Annotated in this window: 14 protein-coding genes; 9 read left to right on the top strand and 5 right to left on the bottom strand. The window is 73.3% G+C overall.

Annotated elements, in window-relative coordinates; translation table 11 throughout:
* Nucleotides 1-2: 2 nt before the first annotated feature.
* Both ADL05_RS21215 and ADL05_RS21210 read left to right on the top strand, forming a co-directional pair.
* Nucleotides 3-257 (top strand): DUF5988 family protein, encoded by a 255-nt coding sequence (locus ADL05_RS21215; RefSeq protein WP_053618741.1) that lies wholly within the window; start codon nt 3-5, stop codon nt 255-257.
* Nucleotides 258-359: 102 nt separating this feature from the next.
* Complete coding sequence (locus ADL05_RS21210; RefSeq protein ID WP_053618740.1) at nt 360-1,514, top strand: DUF418 domain-containing protein; 1,155 nt, start codon at nt 360-362, stop codon at nt 1,512-1,514.
* Nucleotides 1,515-1,590: 76 nt separating this feature from the next.
* Here ADL05_RS21210 and ADL05_RS21205 read toward each other — a convergent pair whose 3' ends face one another.
* The 4 genes from ADL05_RS21205 to ADL05_RS21190 form a co-directional block, all read right to left on the bottom strand.
* Nucleotides 1,591-3,822, bottom strand: a complete 2,232-nt coding sequence (locus ADL05_RS21205) for an MMPL family transporter (RefSeq protein WP_082376671.1) — start codon at nt 3,820-3,822, stop codon at nt 1,591-1,593.
* A gap of 163 nt (nt 3,823-3,985) precedes the next feature.
* Nucleotides 3,986-5,023 carry a cyclase family protein gene (locus ADL05_RS21200; RefSeq protein WP_082376669.1) on the bottom strand — a complete coding sequence of 346 codons (1,038 nt, stop codon included), beginning with the start codon at nt 5,021-5,023 and terminating at the stop codon, nt 3,986-3,988.
* Between the two features lie 34 nt (nt 5,024-5,057).
* Nucleotides 5,058-7,382: an MMPL family transporter gene (locus tag ADL05_RS21195; RefSeq protein WP_082376667.1), complete on the bottom strand. Its 2,325-nt coding sequence runs from the start codon at nt 7,380-7,382 to the stop codon at nt 5,058-5,060.
* A gap of 23 nt (nt 7,383-7,405) precedes the next feature.
* Entirely contained in the window at nt 7,406-9,022 is a 1,617-nt protein-coding gene (locus ADL05_RS21190) for an FAD-dependent monooxygenase (protein WP_197285879.1), read from the bottom strand.
* A 309-nt stretch (nt 9,023-9,331) separates the two neighbouring features.
* On the opposite strand from ADL05_RS21190, the gene ADL05_RS21185 reads away from it, so the two are divergent.
* The 6 genes from ADL05_RS21185 (at nt 9,332) to ADL05_RS21160 (ending at nt 15,015) form a co-directional block, all read left to right on the top strand.
* Nucleotides 9,332-10,123, top strand: coding sequence for an AfsR/SARP family transcriptional regulator (locus ADL05_RS21185; RefSeq protein WP_053618737.1), 792 nt, complete (start codon nt 9,332-9,334; stop codon nt 10,121-10,123).
* A gap of 32 nt (nt 10,124-10,155) precedes the next feature.
* A complete protein-coding gene (locus tag ADL05_RS21180) occupies nt 10,156-10,926 on the top strand; it encodes an AfsR/SARP family transcriptional regulator (RefSeq protein ID WP_053618736.1) in 771 nt (256 codons plus the stop codon).
* 160 nt (nt 10,927-11,086) lie between these two features.
* Nucleotides 11,087-12,088: a beta-ketoacyl-ACP synthase III gene (locus tag ADL05_RS21175; RefSeq protein ID WP_053618735.1), complete on the top strand. Its 1,002-nt coding sequence runs from the start codon at nt 11,087-11,089 to the stop codon at nt 12,086-12,088.
* A gap of 65 nt (nt 12,089-12,153) precedes the next feature.
* Nucleotides 12,154-12,399, top strand: a complete 246-nt coding sequence (locus tag ADL05_RS21170; RefSeq protein WP_053618734.1) for an acyl carrier protein — start codon at nt 12,154-12,156, stop codon at nt 12,397-12,399.
* Nucleotides 12,396-13,625: a beta-ketoacyl-ACP synthase II gene (gene fabF / locus ADL05_RS21165; protein WP_053618733.1), complete on the top strand. Its 1,230-nt coding sequence runs from the start codon at nt 12,396-12,398 to the stop codon at nt 13,623-13,625. The genes ADL05_RS21170 and fabF overlap by 4 nt, the downstream gene beginning before the upstream one ends.
* A 151-nt stretch (nt 13,626-13,776) precedes the next feature.
* Entirely contained in the window at nt 13,777-15,015 is a 1,239-nt protein-coding gene (locus tag ADL05_RS21160; RefSeq protein WP_156365944.1) for a sensor histidine kinase, read from the top strand.
* Nucleotides 15,016-15,115: 100 nt separating this feature from the next.
* Here ADL05_RS21160 and ADL05_RS21155 read toward each other — a convergent pair whose 3' ends face one another.
* Nucleotides 15,116-15,682 carry a CGNR zinc finger domain-containing protein gene (locus ADL05_RS21155; protein ID WP_053618731.1) on the bottom strand — a complete coding sequence of 189 codons (567 nt, stop codon included), beginning with the start codon at nt 15,680-15,682 and terminating at the stop codon, nt 15,116-15,118.
* Between the two features lie 158 nt (nt 15,683-15,840).
* Here ADL05_RS21155 and ADL05_RS21150 point away from each other — a divergent pair, with 158 nt between their 5' ends.
* Entirely contained in the window at nt 15,841-16,293 is a 453-nt protein-coding gene (locus ADL05_RS21150; protein ID WP_053618730.1) for a VOC family protein, read from the top strand.
* Nucleotide 16,294 lies beyond the last annotated feature (1 nt).

Raw genomic sequence — 16,294 nt, 5'->3', positions numbered from 1 at the left:
CCATGAGCCGATCCGACCAGCCGGACGCCCCCGACCACGCACCCGACCACGTTCCCGTGGTCACCCACGTGCTCCTGGTGGGAGGCCCCACCGACCTCCCGCCGGATCTGCGGCGGTACTTCCTCCGCTCGGGGGAGACCACCGTGAAGATCCCCCACCGGGGCGGATACGAGCACTTCGAGTGCGTCGCCTCCACCCGCGGCACGGACCGCCCGCCCCTCTACCAGTGGACGGAGCGGACCACGGCCGCCGAGTAGACCCCACAGCACCCACAGCTCCACCACCCGCACCCAGTACGCCCGCGAGGGCGGTCCCCCACCAGGGTCCGCCGTCGCGGGCGTCCGCACGTCTGGAGAGTCATGCCGTCTCCCAAGAGCACCGCCGTGTCCGCCGTGGCACGCGAGCCCTCGCCGCGCGCCCTCGTACCCGACCTGGCGCGCGGCTACATGCTGCTGCTGATCGCCCTGGCGCACGCGCCCCTCTTCGTCACCGTCGCCACCGGTTCGGTCCCCGACCGCGCCGTGAACATCCTCCTGTCCCTGTTCGTCGACCACCGCGCACGGCCGCTCTTCGCCCTGCTGTTCGGCTACGCGCTGGTCCAGATCACCGAGCGCGCCGCGGCCCGCGACGGCACGGACTGGCCGCGTGCCCGCGGGCTCATCCGCCGCCGGGGGGCGTGGATGGTCGCGTTCGGCCTGGCCCACACCCTCGTCTTCGTCGACATCATCGGCGTGTACGGGCTGATCGCCCTCCTGGGCGCCGGCGTCCTGCGGTGGAGCGACCGCGCGCTGCTGTGGGGGGCGGCGGCCCTGGTGGTGCCCGCGGCCGCGGTCGGTTGGATCGTGTCGGCCGGCGAGCTGTCCGGCCAGATCGACGTCATCACCGCGTCGGTGACGATGGCCGACCCCTGGTCGGCCGCCGTCCACCGGTTCCGGACCCTGCCCGTCGAGACGCTCGGCCGTGTGCTCACGGTGCTGCCGGCCGTGCTGGCCGGGGTCTGGGCCGCCCGGCGGCGGGTGCTGGAGGAGCCCGCCCGGCACCGGCGGCTGTTGACGGCGACGGCGGCGGCGGGCCTCGGCACGGCCGTCGTGGGAGGGCTCCCGGCCGCGCTGGCCCACGCCGGCGCCTGGCACGCGCCCTCGCCCCTGGCGGCTCAGGTCCTGGCCGCCGTCCACCTGCCGACGGGCCTGGGCGCGGGGGTGGGCCTGGCGGCGCTGGTGGCCCTGGCCGCCTCCGGGCCACGGCCGCCGCACGGGCCGGTCACCGCCGCCCTGGTGGCCCTGGGACAGCGGTCGATGACCTTCTACGTGGCGCAGTCGTTCGTGTTCGTCGGGCTGCTCTCGCCGTTCGCCCTGGGCCTGGGCGCCTCGCTCACCGCCCCGTCGGCCTGCGCGCTGGCGCTGGCGGTGTGGGCGGGGTCGGCGGTGGCGGCCGACCTCATGCGGCGGGGCGGGGTGCGCGGCCCCTTCGAGTCACTGCTGCGCCGCCTCGTCCACGGCCGCCGCCGGGACTGATCCGCCGCGCCCTCCCCCGGACACGCGAAGAGCCCGCCCCCGGACGGAGGGGCGGGCTCACGGCGTCAGCAGCGGGTCACAGACCGCTGGACTGACCGACCAGCGGATCGGCGGCCCGGGTCCGGGGACCGCCCTGCTCCGGCTCGTCGTCGCCGGTCTCCTCGGGGATGCCGTACTTCTCCCACCAGCGGGCCATCGGGGCCGGAGCCCACCAGGCCCAGCGGCCGAGGAGCTTCATGGTCGCCGGGAGCAGCAGCCCGCGCACGATGGTGGCGTCCACCGCGAGGGCGATCACCAGGCCCACGCCGATCATCATCAGCACGCTGATGCGCGTGAAGACGAACGCCGCCACCACGACGCCCAGCAGCAGGGCGGCGGCGGTGATGATGCGCGCCGTGTGCTGGATGCCGTAGGCCACCGACTCCACGGTGTCCCCGCTGCGCAGGTAGTGCTCGCGGATGCGGGCCAGCACGAACACCTCGTAGTCCATGGCCAGGCCGAAGGCGACCGCGGCCACCAGCAGCGGCATGTTGGCGTCGATGTAGCCGGTCGGCTCGAAGCGGAGCAGATCCGACAGCAGGCCGTACTGGAAGATCAGCACCATCGCGCCGTAGGCCGCCGAGAGCGAGAGCACGTTGAGCGCCAGCGTCTTGAGCGGCATGATCACCGAGCCGAAGGCCATGAACAGGACCACGAAGGTGACCAGCGCGACGATCGCGCTCATCCACACCACGCGCTCCCCGATCATGTCGAGCATGTCGGCCACGCCGAAGGGGCGGTTGGTGAACAGCACCTCGGCGCCCTCGGGGGTGTCGACCGCGCGCAGCTCCTCGGTCATCGGCCGGGAGTCGGGACCCATCGGGTCCATCGTGTAGTAGAGCGTGATCCGTGCCAGTTCGCCCTCCGCGCCGGTGACCGAGCCCCGGTGGATGCCGTCCACCGCGACCAGGCGCTCGGTGAAGGCCGCCAACTCCTCCTGGGCCTCGGGCGTCTCGGCGGACCCGGGCATGGTGACCACGGTCGTGACGATCTTGGTCGGGTCGTGCCCGAAGTCGGCGACCAGCTCCTCGGTGACCACCTTGGAGTCGGTGCCCTCGGGCAGCGCCCACTCGGCGGGACGCGCCCAGTTGGCGCTGAGCAGCGGGAGCCCGAGCAGGATGAGCGCCATGGACAGGCCCACGGTCCACAGGACCGGGCGGCGCATGACCGCGTGGGCCGTGCGGTACCACGCGTCCTGTCCGACCTGGGCGTCGGCGGCCCGGGCGCGCCGCAGCCGGGGCAGCGGCACGCGCAGGGAGTTGACGCGGTGTCCGGCGAAGTACAGCAGGGCCGGCAGCAGGGTGACGGCCGCGATGACGGCGAAGACCACCACGCTCACACCCGACCACGCCAGGGACATCAGGAACCGGGACGGGAAGACGAGCAGCCCGCCCAGGGTGGCCGCGATGGTCAGTCCCGAGACCACGACCGTGCGCCCGGCGGTGCCCATGGTCCGCACGACGGCCTGGGGCACGTCGTCGCCCTTGGCGAGCTGTTCCCGGAAGCGGGTGACGATGAGCAGCGCGTAGTCGGTGGCCAGACCGAGTCCGAGGACGATGACCACGTTGATGGCGATCGTGGACAGCTCCACGACCCCGCCGACCACCCGCAGCACGGCCAGGGAGCCCACCGCGACGAACACGGCGATCGACAGCGGGAGCAGGGCCGCGACCACACTGCGGAAGACGAACAGGAGCATGATGAGCAGCAGCGGCGTGGCGATCAGCTCGATGGTGCGCAGGTCCTCGGCGCTGATGCCGTTGAACTGGTCGTTGACCGCGACGAGGCCGCCGTAGCGCACCTCCATCCCGGGGACGTCCAGCAGTCCCTCGTAGTCGTGTTCCTGGTAGAGGGCGACCCGCTCCTCCTCGGAGGAGCCGGCGAGCTGGAAGGAGACGTAGGCCTTGTGGCGGTCCTCGGAGACGAAGTCCTCGGAGCCGGTGGACCAGTAGGTCTCCTGCCACTCGTAGGTCTCGGCGGGCACGCGCGCGGCCGCCTCCTCCACCAGCGCCTGGAACTCCGGGTCGTCCACGGTGAGCTCGTCGCTCTCGTAGACCACGACGACGTCGGCCGTGTAGCGCCCGAGGGTGTCCTGAAGGATGTGGTCGGCCTGGGTCGACTCGGCGTGGGGGTCGTCGAGCCCTCCCCCGCCGCCCAGGGCGCCACCCGCTCCGGCACCCCAGACGCCGCCCGCGATGACGAACAGCACGGCCGCGGCCAGCACCCACCATCGGCGCCGGATGGTGAACCTGCCTAGTGAGGAAAACATGAGAGTGGTCCTTGCCTCTCCTTCGGGAGCATGGCGTCGGTGATAGCAACGCTATCTACTATCGGTACTCGGTCTATCTATAATGTCCGCACGGGACGGTCTTTGTCCACAGAACGGATACCGGAACTTCTCGCTCTGTGACGGTGGACAGTGTGTTCCGAGGTCAGAGGATGGCCATGGCCCTCACCGGAGCGCCGAAACCGCCGCGCAGCTTGGGCAGGCCGACCACGAGGGTGGCCCCGCTCTCCGGCACCTCGTCCAGGGCGGCCAGGTTCTCCAGGCCGTAGCGCCCCGTGGTCAGCAGCGCCCGATGGGTCAGCGGCTCCACCCGCGTCCCCACGTCCAGGCTCGTGGTGTCGGTCCCGAAGCCGACGATGTCGCGCTCCCGGACCAGGAAGTCGGCCGCCTCCACGCTCACGCCGGGGAAGCGCATGACCTCGGCGGCGCGGTCGAACTGGAGGTAGGCCCCGGCGTCGTCCACGCGGCGGTACCAGCCGCTGTCCATGGCCACGAACGCGCCGGCGGGGATCGTCCCGTGCTCGTCCTCCCAGTCCAGGAGGTCGTCCACGGTCAGCTCGGTGGTGTTCTCGCGCTCGGCGCGCTCGGCCACGCGCACCACGGCCAGCGGCGCCACGAGGTCCTCCAGGGCGATCTCGTCGGCGTGCGCCAGCCCCTCCTCGGCGTGCGCGGGGACGTCCATGTGCGTGCCCGCGTGCTCGTTGAAGGTCCACTCGGCGGAGTTGAAGCCCACGACGTCGGCGAACATCACCTGCCGCTGCTCGGGACGGCGCACGTAGAACTCGAACACGGGGAAGTCCGCGCTGAGGGGGTGGGTCAGGTCCACGATCCGGCGGCGGTCCCGGCGCAGGATCGCGGCCAGGGACAGGTCGGGATCGGTGGGCCGGGGCGGGGCGGCCGCGGCCGTCCCCGGCAGCGCCACGGCGCCCGCCAGGCCCAGCGCGCCCGCCACCGCCGCGCGCAGGAGGCCGCGCCGGTCGGCCACCGGGCCCGCCGCGGCGGGCGCCGGAGCGGGCCGGGGCACCGACCGGGGGGCGGGCCCGGGCGCGCCCACCCCCGAGGGCGCCGCCCCGGCGGTCGGGGCCTGCGCGGGCGAGGCGTGGTGGTGCTCGTGGTGGTGTTCGTGGCAGGTCGTCTGGGCCCTCGCGCCGAGGGCCGCGAGGATCACTTGGGGAGAGCACATGGCTCGCTCCTCCTGGGTCGCTGGGGGTGGTCGTTCAGGGGCGGTCGGAGACGGCGGGCTCGGGCCGCTCCGCCGTCCGCGGGCCGGGATCCGGGGCCGGGGACGGAGCGGTGTCCCCCGCCGCGCCGCCGGCGTCCGGGGAGGAGGCGGGGACGGGGGCGGGCGGCTCGTCGTGCAGCCCGAAGCGCCGCTGGAAGCGGCGCAGCGGCTCCGGCGCCCACCACGTGGCCCGGCCGCCGATCATCGCCATGAGCGCGGGCAGCAGGAAGCCGCGGATCACCGTGGCGTCCATGAGGATCGCCAGCGCCACCCCGATGCCGAGCATCTGCATGTTGGTGATCTGCGAGGAGCCGATGCCCAGGAGCACGACCGCCAGGATCAGGGCGGCCGCCGTGACCAGGCCGCCCGTGCGCTGGAGCCCCGCCGCGACGGACGCCCGGTGGTCGCCCGTGCGTTCGTACTCCTCCTTGATCCGCGACAGGACGATGATGTTGTAGTCCATGGACAGCCCGAAGGTCAGGCAGAACATGAGGATGGGCAGGGTCGTCTCGATGGAGCCGATCGTGTCGAACCCCAGCAGCGCGCTGCCGTTGCCGTCCTGCCAGATCCACACCACCGCGCCGAACATCACGGTCAGGCTCAGGGTGTTGAGCACCAGCGTCTGGATCGGAACCAGGACGCTGCCGGTGAAGAGGAACATCAGGACGAGCGCGGTGGCCACGATGAGCCCGAGGGCGATGGGCAGCTGCCGCGCCAGGGCGTCCTGGGAGTCGTAGAAGACCGCAGCCGTGCCGCTCACCCGCGCGCCGGGGATCTCGCGCAGCTCCTCCACCAGTGCCCGGCTCTCATCGGAGATGGTGGCCACGTCCTCGTCCGGCACGACGGAGAGCATCATGTGCCCGTCCGAGAGCCGGTCGACGTCGACCGGGGTGGGCGCGTAGGCCAGGGCGCCGTCCCGGTAGATCCCCAGGGGGCTGACCACACCGTCCACGCCCGCCATCTCCGACAGCTCCACGGCTTGCCGGGGGATCATCATCGGGTCGAGGGCGGCCTCGCCCTCCACCGGGAGCAGGACGTCGATCGTCCCGTCGGCGCGCCCGGGCAGGTTCTCCTCGGCGAACTCCGCGACCTGCCGCGACTCCGAGCCGGACGGGAGCTGGCGGTGGTCGGCCGGTCCCAGCTCCACCCGCAGGAAGGGCACCGCCAGCAGCAGGAGCAGCACGGTCGTGCCCACCGCGAACAGCGGCGCCCGCCCCATGACCACCGTGGCCAGGCGGTGCCAGGCCCGCCCGGGGACCGGGGCGGGAGCGCCCGGGCGGCGGCGCAGCAGGCGGGTGGGGTCCAGGGCGTCGACGCGGTCGCCGAGCAGGACCAGGAGCGGGGGGACCAGGACGAGCACGGCCACCGAGCAGAACAGCACGACCGGGATCCCCGCGTAGGCGAAGGAGCGCAGGAAGTACTGCGGGAAGACCAGCATGGACGCCAGCGCGACCGCGACGGTGAGCGCGGAGAACACGACCGTGCGCCCGGCCGTGCGCAGGGTCGTCCCGAGCGCGGCGCGCCGGTCGGGCACGGCGTCGCGCTCCTCCCGGTAGCGGCGCAGGAACAGCAGCGCGTAGTCGATGGACAGGCCGAGGCCGAGCCCGACCGCGAGGTTCTGGGCGAAGATCGAGACCTCGGTGAACTCGGCGATGATCCGCAGGACCCCGTTGGCGGTCATGATGGTGACCACGCCGACGAGCAGCGGGATGAGGGCGGCCACCACGCTGCGGAAGACCAGGACCAGGACCAGGAGCGTGATGGGCAGGGCGATCGCCTCGCCGCGGACGAGGTCCGCCTCGACCGTGGACTCGGTCTCGACCCGCACGGCGGACTCGCCGCCGATCCGGACCGTCACCTCGCCCTGCTCCCCCCGGTACTCCGGGGCGACGCGGGCGAAGGTCTCGGCCACGGTGTTCTCGTCGCCGGTGATGCGGGCGGTGACGAAGGCGTGCTCGCCGTCGGTGGTGCGCAGCGCCAGGGCGCCGCTGGTCCAGTAGGAGGTCACCCCGGTGACGCCCTCCTCGGCGGAGAGCCGTTCCACGAGGTCCTCCGCCGAGTCCACGACGTCGGGGTGCTCCACCGGAGCGCCGTCCTCGGCGGGGGTCAGCAGCAGCAGGAGGTTGGGCTGGCTGCCGGGGAAGTGCTCGTCGATGACCTCCCCGGCCAGGACGGACTCCGAGGCGGGGTCGTCGGTGCCGCCGCTGAGCAGGTGTTGGGCCGCGCCACTGCCCAGGACGGCCATGACCGTGGTGAACACGGCCGCCACGAGCAGGACCCGGACGGGCCGGGCGGTCAGTGAGTCGAGTCTGTCGAACATGAGGGGGTCGCTCCCGCGCGGCGTCAGGGGTGGGCGGGGCCGGAGGAGCGCGCCGTCGCGGGCGCGGGCGCCAGCGGCCGCAGCAGGTCGGCGGGGTCGAGGGTGGTGGAGGTCCCGGCCACGTAGCCGTCGGGGCGGACCAGCACGAGCCGCCGCCCCGCCGCCCGGGCGCCGGTCCCGGCGTGGCCGCGCGGCAGCAGGTAGGTGCCCGCGGGGGATCCGGCCGCGGCGGCCTCGGGGGTGAGCAGGACGAGGGTCTGGACGCGGTCGGCCAGCGGGGCGGCGGCCTCGACGGCCGCGCGGGCGCCCGCGGCGTCCGCTCCCGGCAGGACGACGAGGGTGTGCCGCGGGTCGGCCAGCAGCCGGCCGAGGCGCACGCGCGGTCCCCCGGCCACGGGGACCAGGTCGGCGTCGGGCAGGTCGTGCTGGAGCGCGCGGCGCCCACCGCCCTCCCCGACGGCCGGGCTCGCGGTGTAGTCGAGGTCGAGCTGGGCCATGGCCGGGACCATGCGGCGTTCGAGCAGGCCGCTGCGGGCGGCCCGGCCCATCAACGCGTCGCGCAGGGCGCGCGTGACGGGTGAGCGCATGGTCCACAGGCGGGTCTGCTGGTGGGAGGAACGCATGACGCCGGCGGCGACGGGTTCGCGCTCGGCCTGGTAGCTGTCGAGGAAGGTCTCCGCCCCGGCCCGGCCCTCCAGGACCAGCGCGAGCTTCCAGGCCAGGTTGGCGGCGTCCTGGATGCCGGTGTTGAGGCCCTGGCCCCCGGCGGGGCTGTGCACGTGGGCGGCGTCGCCCGCCACCAGGCAGCGTCCGCTGCGGTAGCTGGTGGCCTGGCGCAGGTGCACCTCGAAGCGGGTACTCCACTGCAGGTCGCGCACGACCAGGGGGAAGGGGGAGCGGGCGTCGGCCAGGCGCTGGATCTCGGCGGCGGTGGGCGCGGTGTCCGGGTCCCCCACGGTGGTGGCGTCGGCGAAGACCCGCAGCTTGCCGCCGGGCAGGGGCACGATGACGAGGACGCCGTCGGTGTGCAGGACGTAGTGGGCTTCGCCCGGGGTGACGTCGTGGTCGATGTCGCCGTCGCCGAGGACGAAGCTGCGCCCGTAGGTGCTGCCGCCGAAGGTGATGCCCGCCTGTTCGCGGACGGTGCTCCTGTTGCCGTCGCAGCCCACCAGCCAGCTCGTGGTGACGTGCTCGGACCCGTCGGGGCCCTCCAGGACGGCCTCGACGTGCGTTCCGTGGTCGCGCAGGTCCCGCAGCCGCGTCCGCCACTCCACGTGCCCGCCCAGTTCCTTGAGGCGGTCGCGCATCACCTCCTCCACGGCGGGCTGGGTGATGATGAGCGGCGACGCGGCGCCCCGCCCGTACTCCCCGAACCGGACGTTGGCGAAGTTGCGCCCCCGCGACCAGTAGCGGGCGGCGGTCATCGGGGTGCCGCGCGAGACGACCTCCTGGGCGATGCCGTGCCGCTCCAGTACGTCGAGGGCCCCGTCCCACATGGTCAGGGCGCGTGCCTGGTCGGACGGCCTGTCCGGCGCCTTGTCGATGACGCGGCAGTCGACTCCCTGGCGCAGGAGTTCGCACGCCAGCGCCAGGCCGGTGGGACCGGCCCCGACCACGAGCAGCGGAACTGTCGTTTTCACGGATTCGGCTCCATTCCTCGGTGAAGATCTCCGGAACCCAGGATTGGGCACCGAATGGAACCGGCCATCCCCACGCAGTGGCATATCGCATGGCACCTCCGGTGCACCCGATGTCCCGAAAGAGACATCTCGTTTGCACCTTGGTCTATTCACCCTGTCGGCAACCGGGTTCTGCCTGCTAGAACTCGAAGACAGCAGAAGGCCGACCACCCAGACGGAAATCAGTGTCCTGAATCACACCAGCGTTGTCCACCAGAGATCGAAATCAATTTCCCTGCCGTTCACGAAAAAAGAGCAGCGAGGACACAAATGATCAACTTCAGCGTTCTCGGCTCGCTAGAGCTGAGATCCGAGGACGGCCTCGGTGTGCCTTCGGGGACCAAGGTCCGCAAGCTCCTGGCGCTCCTGCTGCTGCGGGCGAACCAGGTGGTGGACCCCGGCACCGTCACCGAGGAGCTGTGGGACGGCGCGCCCGCGCCGGGCGGAGCGGCGATCCTGCGCACGCACGTGTACCACCTGCGCCGGGCCCTGTCCCGTTCCACGGCGTCGGTGGCCACCGAGCCCACCGGCCACCTGCTGACCGTGGATCCCGACGAGATCGACGCGACAGTCTTCGCGCGGGGCGTCGAGGAGGGCCGCGCCCTGGTCCGCCAGGACCGCGTGGAGGAGGCCGCCCACCTCCTGCGCCAGGCGCTGGGCCTGTGGCGCGGGCGGGTGCTGGCCAACACCTCCGTCGGCCCGGTGCTCTCCCGCCACGTCACCTACCTGGAGGAACTGCGCCACCACGCAGTCGAGTTGCGCGTGGAGGCGGACATGCGGCTGGGCCGCCACCGCGAGCTGGTACCCGAGCTGCGCTCCCTCATCGCGGCCGACCCGCTCAACGAGTGGTACCACGACCAGCTCATCACCGCGCTGCACCGCTCGGGCCGCCGCGGGGAGGCGCTGACCGCCTACCGCGACCTGCGCCGGGTGCTGGACGAGGAACTCGGACTCGAACCCTCCGAGCAGGCCCAGCGCCTCCAGCACGAGATCCTCATGGCGGACGGGCCCCGCGGCGCCCACGCCTTCGGCAGACCCCGGCCCGTCCGGGCGGTCTCGTGACCGTTCCGGCCGAGCACGACCCAAGGAGACCCGTGCAGATCACGATCCTCGGCAACGTGACCATCGAGGCGCGGGGCCAGAGCCATCCCGTCCGCGCCGCCAAGGTTCGCACCATGCTCGCCGTGCTGGCCCTCAACCCCGGCACGGTCATCTCCCACGACGAGCTGTGCGACGAGCTCTGGGCCGACGCCTCCCTGGGCAACGCGCGCAACGCCCTCCAGGCGCACGCGACCCGGCTGCGCCGCATCCTGGAGGCGTCGGCCCCCGAGCGCCCGGGCGCTCGGGTGCTGCGCTCGGTCCACAGCGGCTACGTCCTGGACGTGCCCGCCGACACCGTGGACGGCAACCGCTTCCTCACCCTGGCCGGCCAGGGGGCCGCCGCCCTGCGGGCGAGCCCGGCTCCGGCCGCCGTCCTCCTCCAGCGCGGCCTGGACCTGTGGCGGGGCCCGGCCCTGCTGGACGCGGGCGACGGCATGCGCTGCCGCGCCGCCTCGGCGCTGTTCGACGAGCGCCGCCTGACCTGCTGGGAGGACCTGGTGACCGCCCGCCTGGCGATGGGCGACGAGCGCGAGGTGATCCCCGAGCTGCGCCGCCTGGTAGGCCGGTACCCGCTGCACGAGCGCTTCTGCGAGCAGCTCATGGTCGCCCTGTACCGCTCGGGCCGCCAGGGCGAGGCCATGGAGCTGTTCCACCGCATGCGCCTGCGCCTGACCACCGATCTGGGACTCGAACCGGGCCGGGCGCTCCAGCGGCGCTACGCCGAGATCCTCAACCACGACCCCTGCCTGGCGCTGACCGCCTGAGGCACCCGCCACGGACGTCAGGACCCCGTCAGCGACCGGTCACCGCGTGATCAGCGCCGACCGCGAGAGTGGGGCCACGTCGAACGGAGGAGACATCCATGGACGCACACGAGGGGCCCCGGGCGCGGGCACGCGGGCCGCACACGGCCGGAGCCGCGCGATGAGCGCCGCCGCGGTCCTGTGCGGTGTCGGGTCGTACCTGCCGCCGCGCGTGGTGACCAACGACGAGCTGGCCGGGCGGATGGACACCACCGACGAGTGGATCCGGAGCCGCACCGGCATCGGGCGGCGGCACGTCGCCGACCCGGGCACGGCCACCTCCGACCTCGCCGTCGAGGCCGGCGCCCGGGCCCTGAAGTCGGCCGGACGCGACTCCGCCGACGCGGTCGTGGTCGCCACCATGACCCCCGACCACCCGTGCCCGGCCACCGCTCCCGCCGTCGCGAGCCGCCTGGGCCTGACCGGCGCCGCCGCCTTCGACGTCGGCGCGGTGTGCAGCGGCTTCGTCTACGCGCTGGCCGCCGCGACCGGCCTGGTCTCGGCCGGGGTCGCCCGGCGCGTCCTGGTCGTGGGCGCGGAGGTCAACTCCACCGTGCTCGACCCCGCCGACCGCTCCACCTCGGTGATCTTCGGCGACGGAGCCGGAGCCGTGGTGCTGCGCGCGGGAGAGCCGGACGAGCCCGGCGCCCTGGGCCCCTTCGACCTGGGCAGCGACGGCACCGGCGCCGACCACATCATGATCGCCGCGGGCGGGTCCCGCCAACGCGGCTCCGACGCCCCGGCCGGTCCGGGCGACGCCTACATGACCATGCGCGGCCAGGAGGTCTTCCGCCACGCCGTACTGCGGATGGCCGCCTCCTCCCGCAGCGTCCTGGCCGAGGCCGGCTGGGACGTGGCGGACCTGGACCGCGTCGTCAGCCACCAGGCCAACCAGCGCATCATCAACCAGCTCGCCGACGACCTGGGCGTGCCCCGGGACCGTGCCGTCTCCAACATCGAGCGCGTCGGCAACACCGGCGCCGCCTCCATCCCCGTCGCCCTGGCCGACGCCGTCGACCGGGGCGGGCTGGACGAGGGCGACCGCGTCCTCCTCACGGCCTTCGGCGGGGGCCTGTCCTGGGGTTCGACGCTGCTGCGCTGGCCCCCGCTGGACGGGTCCTGACCGTTCCACCCACCGGGCGGGCCCCGCCCGCCGACCCACCGCGTACGACACACAAGGAGTCGACCATGAGCAGCACCTACGACCAGCTCGTCACCCTCCTCACCGAGCGCTTCGAGGTGAGCCCGGAGGACATCACGCCCGACACGACCTTCGAGGACCTGGAGATGGACTCCCTCTTCATGGTCGAACTCCTGCTGGTCGTCCAGTCGGAGATGGGAGTGCGGATCAGCGAGGACTCCGCCACCCCGGCCGACACCGTCGCCCGCGCGGCCGAGCTGATCGACGCACAGACCGCCGCGGCGGGGTCGTGAGCGGCGGAGCGGTCGCCGTCACCGGCCTCGGGCTGGTCACGGCGGCGGGAATCGGCGTCCAGGACTCCTGGAAGGGGGTGTGCGGCGGTCGCTCCACGGCGGCCCGCACCCCGGTCCTGGAGGGGATGCCCGTGGACATCGCCTGCTCCGTGCCCGCCTACGATCCCAACGATCTGCTCGGTCGCCGCAGCACGATGAAGTACGACCGGTTCGTGCAGTTCGCGCTCATCGCCGCGATCGAGGCGGTCGCCGACTCCGGGCTCGACCCGCGGGCGTGGGACGGGGCCCGGGTGGGCGTCGTGCTCGGCTGCGGCATGGGCGGCCTGCGCAGCTACGACGAGCAGCACCGCCGGATGCGGGAGAGCGGACCCGAGGGCGTGTCCCCGCTGCTCATCCCGCTGATGATCCCCAACATGGCGTCGGGCCACCTGGGGATGTGGTTCGGGGCGCGCGGGCCGAACTTCGTCACCGCCACGGCCTGCGCCTCGGGTGCCACCGCCCTGGGCTCGGCCCTGGACCTGCTGCGCCGCGACGTCTGCGACGTGGTGATCGCCGGGGGCACCGAGGCGGGCATCCTTCCGCTGGTGGCCACCGGGTTCGCCCGGATGGGCGCCCTGTCCACGCGGCGCCTGGACGACCCGGAGCGGGCCTCGCGCCCCTTCGACACCGACCGGGACGGGTTCGTCATGGGCGAGGGCGCGGGCATCCTGGTCCTGGAGCGCGCCGAGCACGCCCGGGCGCGCGGGGCCCGGGTCAGGGCCGGTCTGGCGGGCTACGGAGCCTCCGCCGACGCCCACCACGCCACGGCGCCCGACCCCGAGGGCCGGGGCGTGGCCCTGGCCGTCACCGCGGCCCTGGCCGACGCCGGGGTGGCACCGGACGAGGTCGACCACGTCAACGCGCACGGCACCTCCACGCCGCTCAACGACGCGGCCGAGGCCGCGTCGATCCGCCGACTGCTCGGTGACGCCCCGGTGGTGACCTCCGCCAAAGGTGTCGTTGGTCACACGCTCGGCGCCGCCGGGGCGATCGAGGCCGCGCTGACGGTCCTGGCGATCGAGGAGCGCACCGTGCCGCCGACGGCCAACCTGACGGCGCCCGACCCCGCGATCGAGATCGACATCGTGCGTGACCAGCCGCGCACGCACCACAGTCGCGTCGCGGTGAGCAATTCCTTCGGGTTCGGCGGCCAGAACGCGGTTCTGGTGTTCACGGAAGGAGCGTGACCGAGAACATCACCGCCCGCGCCTCCGTGCCCCTCCCGGCACGGGGGCGCCCGTGCGCAGGGGCGAATCCGGGACGAATCACGTACCATTCCGAACAGGTCGTCTCGCTCCGCGACCACGTGTCGGACCGCACTCATCCATTCCGGCACCCATGTCCATCCGCGCCGAGCTCCCTGTCCCCGTCGTCCAGCGCGCACGGGGCGAGAGCGACCTCCCATCGATTCGGAGGGGCGAGTTGGAGAGCAGCCGTGAACGGTACATTCCGCTGGAGTTCCCCCACTGGGAACCGGCGGAGTTCACCTCCCGTGAACGCACGCAGATGATCCTGAACGCCTTCCGCTCCCGTATGCAGGCCCTCGGGCACGGCGCGGTCCCCGACTCCCGTGCCCTGGCCGAGGCCCTGCGCCAGGTGGAGGCCTCGCTGACCGACGCGTTCGTGAGCGTGGAGGCCGGCACCGTCATCATCGACCACGCCTCGGTCCCGCGCTCCAGCGTGACCGAGGACCGCGCCGACTGCCGTGCCCTGGACCCGGCCGTGGTCCAGCAGGTGAGCACGCTGGTCTTCCAGCTGGCGGCCGAGGCCGCCACCCAGATGTTCCGCAACGAGCCCGACGGAGTGCGGATCACCGCCCTGTGGCTGCGGGCCGTGCACGAGAGCGTGACGACCCGCACCGCCGCCATGGTGCGCAACCACGACGGCGGCGTCGGCGCGCCCGTCGACGACATGACCCCCTCGGACCGCCAGCGCCTGGCCAGGGACGTGCACGACTGGGTCGGCAGCGGGCTGAGCCTGGTCGACCGCAACCTGGACCTGTACGAGATCTACCGGCAGCGAGGGGCGCCCACCGCCGACGACCGGCTCTCCATCGCCCGCCGGGCGCTGCACGCCCTGATGGAGGACACCCGCCGGCTCGTCGCCGAACTGCGCACCGACCGGGGGGACGGGCGGACGCGGGAGAAGCTGGCGCTGTTCGCGCACAACGCGGTTCCCGAGACCGAGGTCGACGTCCGCCTCACCGGCGACGAGTTCCGGGTGCCCCGGCACCAGCGCGAGGAACTGTTCGTCATCATCCGCGAGTGCCTGCGCAACATCGACAAGCACTCCCAGGCCACCAGGGCCACGGTCGACATCGACATCACCGACTGGGACGTGACCGTCACCGTGGAGGACGACGGCGTGGGCTTCGACGTCGGCGGCCTCTCGGGCGCACCGCGCGAGGATCCCCGCACGGGCCACGGGCTGGTCTCCATCAGCGAGCGCGCCGCCAACCTCGGCGGGACGCTGCGGATCGAGAGCTCTCCGGGCCACGGCACGCGCGTGCACATCGTCATCGCGCTGCCCAGCGCGCGCGCCAGTCTCACCTTCACCGAACTCACCGACCGGTCCTGAAGGGGCCGGTGGCGCCCCGGCCCCGATCCCCGGGAGCCCGGGGTGCTCACGGCGTCGAGACGCCGGGCCGGGCGGTACTCGGCGCCGGCGGCCTCGGGACTCAGGCCGTCCGGCCGGCGCGCCCGCGGGCCTGGTGCCGGGCGGCCTTGGCGCGGTTGCCGCATCCGGCCATGGAGCACCAGCGGCGGGTGCCGTTCTTGGACGTGTCGAAGAAGCACAGGACGCAGGCGGGGTTGGCGCAGCCCCGGATGCGGTCGGGGGCCCGGAGCAGGTCGAGGTAGTCGTCGGCGGCCGTCCAGGCCGGCCCCCAGGAGGGGTCGTCGAACTCGACGTCGAAGCCGGGGACCCCGGGCCCGCCCCCCGCGCCCTCCAGGAGCCTGCGCCGGACCCACCCGTGGGCGAGGGTGTCGTTGAGCGCGGCACGGGCGCCGGGGTCGCCCGCGTCGCGCATCAGGCGCAGCAGCGCTTCGCGGACGCGCAGGAGGCGGTCGAGCGCGGCGGGGTCGGCGTCGAAACGCGCGTCCAGTCCGGTCTCCGACAGCCACTGGCGCAGTCCGTCGAGCGAGACGAGCAGGTCCTGGACCGCCCCGCCGACGGCCCAGCGGGTGTTGATCAGGTCCATGGCCACGGGTTCGCCGACCAGCGGCCGGGCCCTGCGTTCCGCCATGCGTCCTCCCCCGCTCGATGACCGCCTGGATCGTACCAACCCTACCTCGCTAACCACTGAAATCCATTTGAGTGGTTGACGCGCCGTGCGACTAACCCCTAAAGTCCGTTTCAGTGGTTGCAGCAATCGGGCTGTGGCCCCCGGCAGAAGGGCACACCATGACCGCGTCCACCGCCACCACCGGGCACGTGGGGATCAACGTCACCGACATCGAGCGCTCGCGCGACTTCTACGGCCGCGTACTGGGTTTCGAGACGATGAGCGAGGGCAAGGAGGAGGGCCGCGAGTTCGCCTTCCTCGGCCGGGACGGCCGACTCGTCCTCACCCTGTGGAAGCAGAGCGCCCACGCCTTCCGCGCCGACACCGCGGGACTGCACCACCTCTCCTTCCAGGTCGACACCATGGAGGAGGTCCGCCGGGCCGAGGCGGACCTGCGCGCCGCCGCCGTGGAGTTCGCCTACGACGGCGTGGTCCCGCACGGCGAGGGGGCCGCCTCCGGCGGGATCTTCTTCCACGACCCGGACGGCGTCCGCCTGGAGATCTACGCCGCGACCGGCGCCGAGGGCGCCGACGCGCCCATCACCAGCGCACCCACCTGCGGTTTCTTCTAGG

It is taken from the genome of Nocardiopsis sp. NRRL B-16309, assembly GCF_001279585.1.
In the GTDB taxonomy this organism is placed as follows: domain Bacteria; phylum Actinomycetota; class Actinomycetes; order Streptosporangiales; family Streptosporangiaceae; genus Nocardiopsis.
This window is presented reverse-complemented; position numbering and strand designations above follow the sequence as displayed.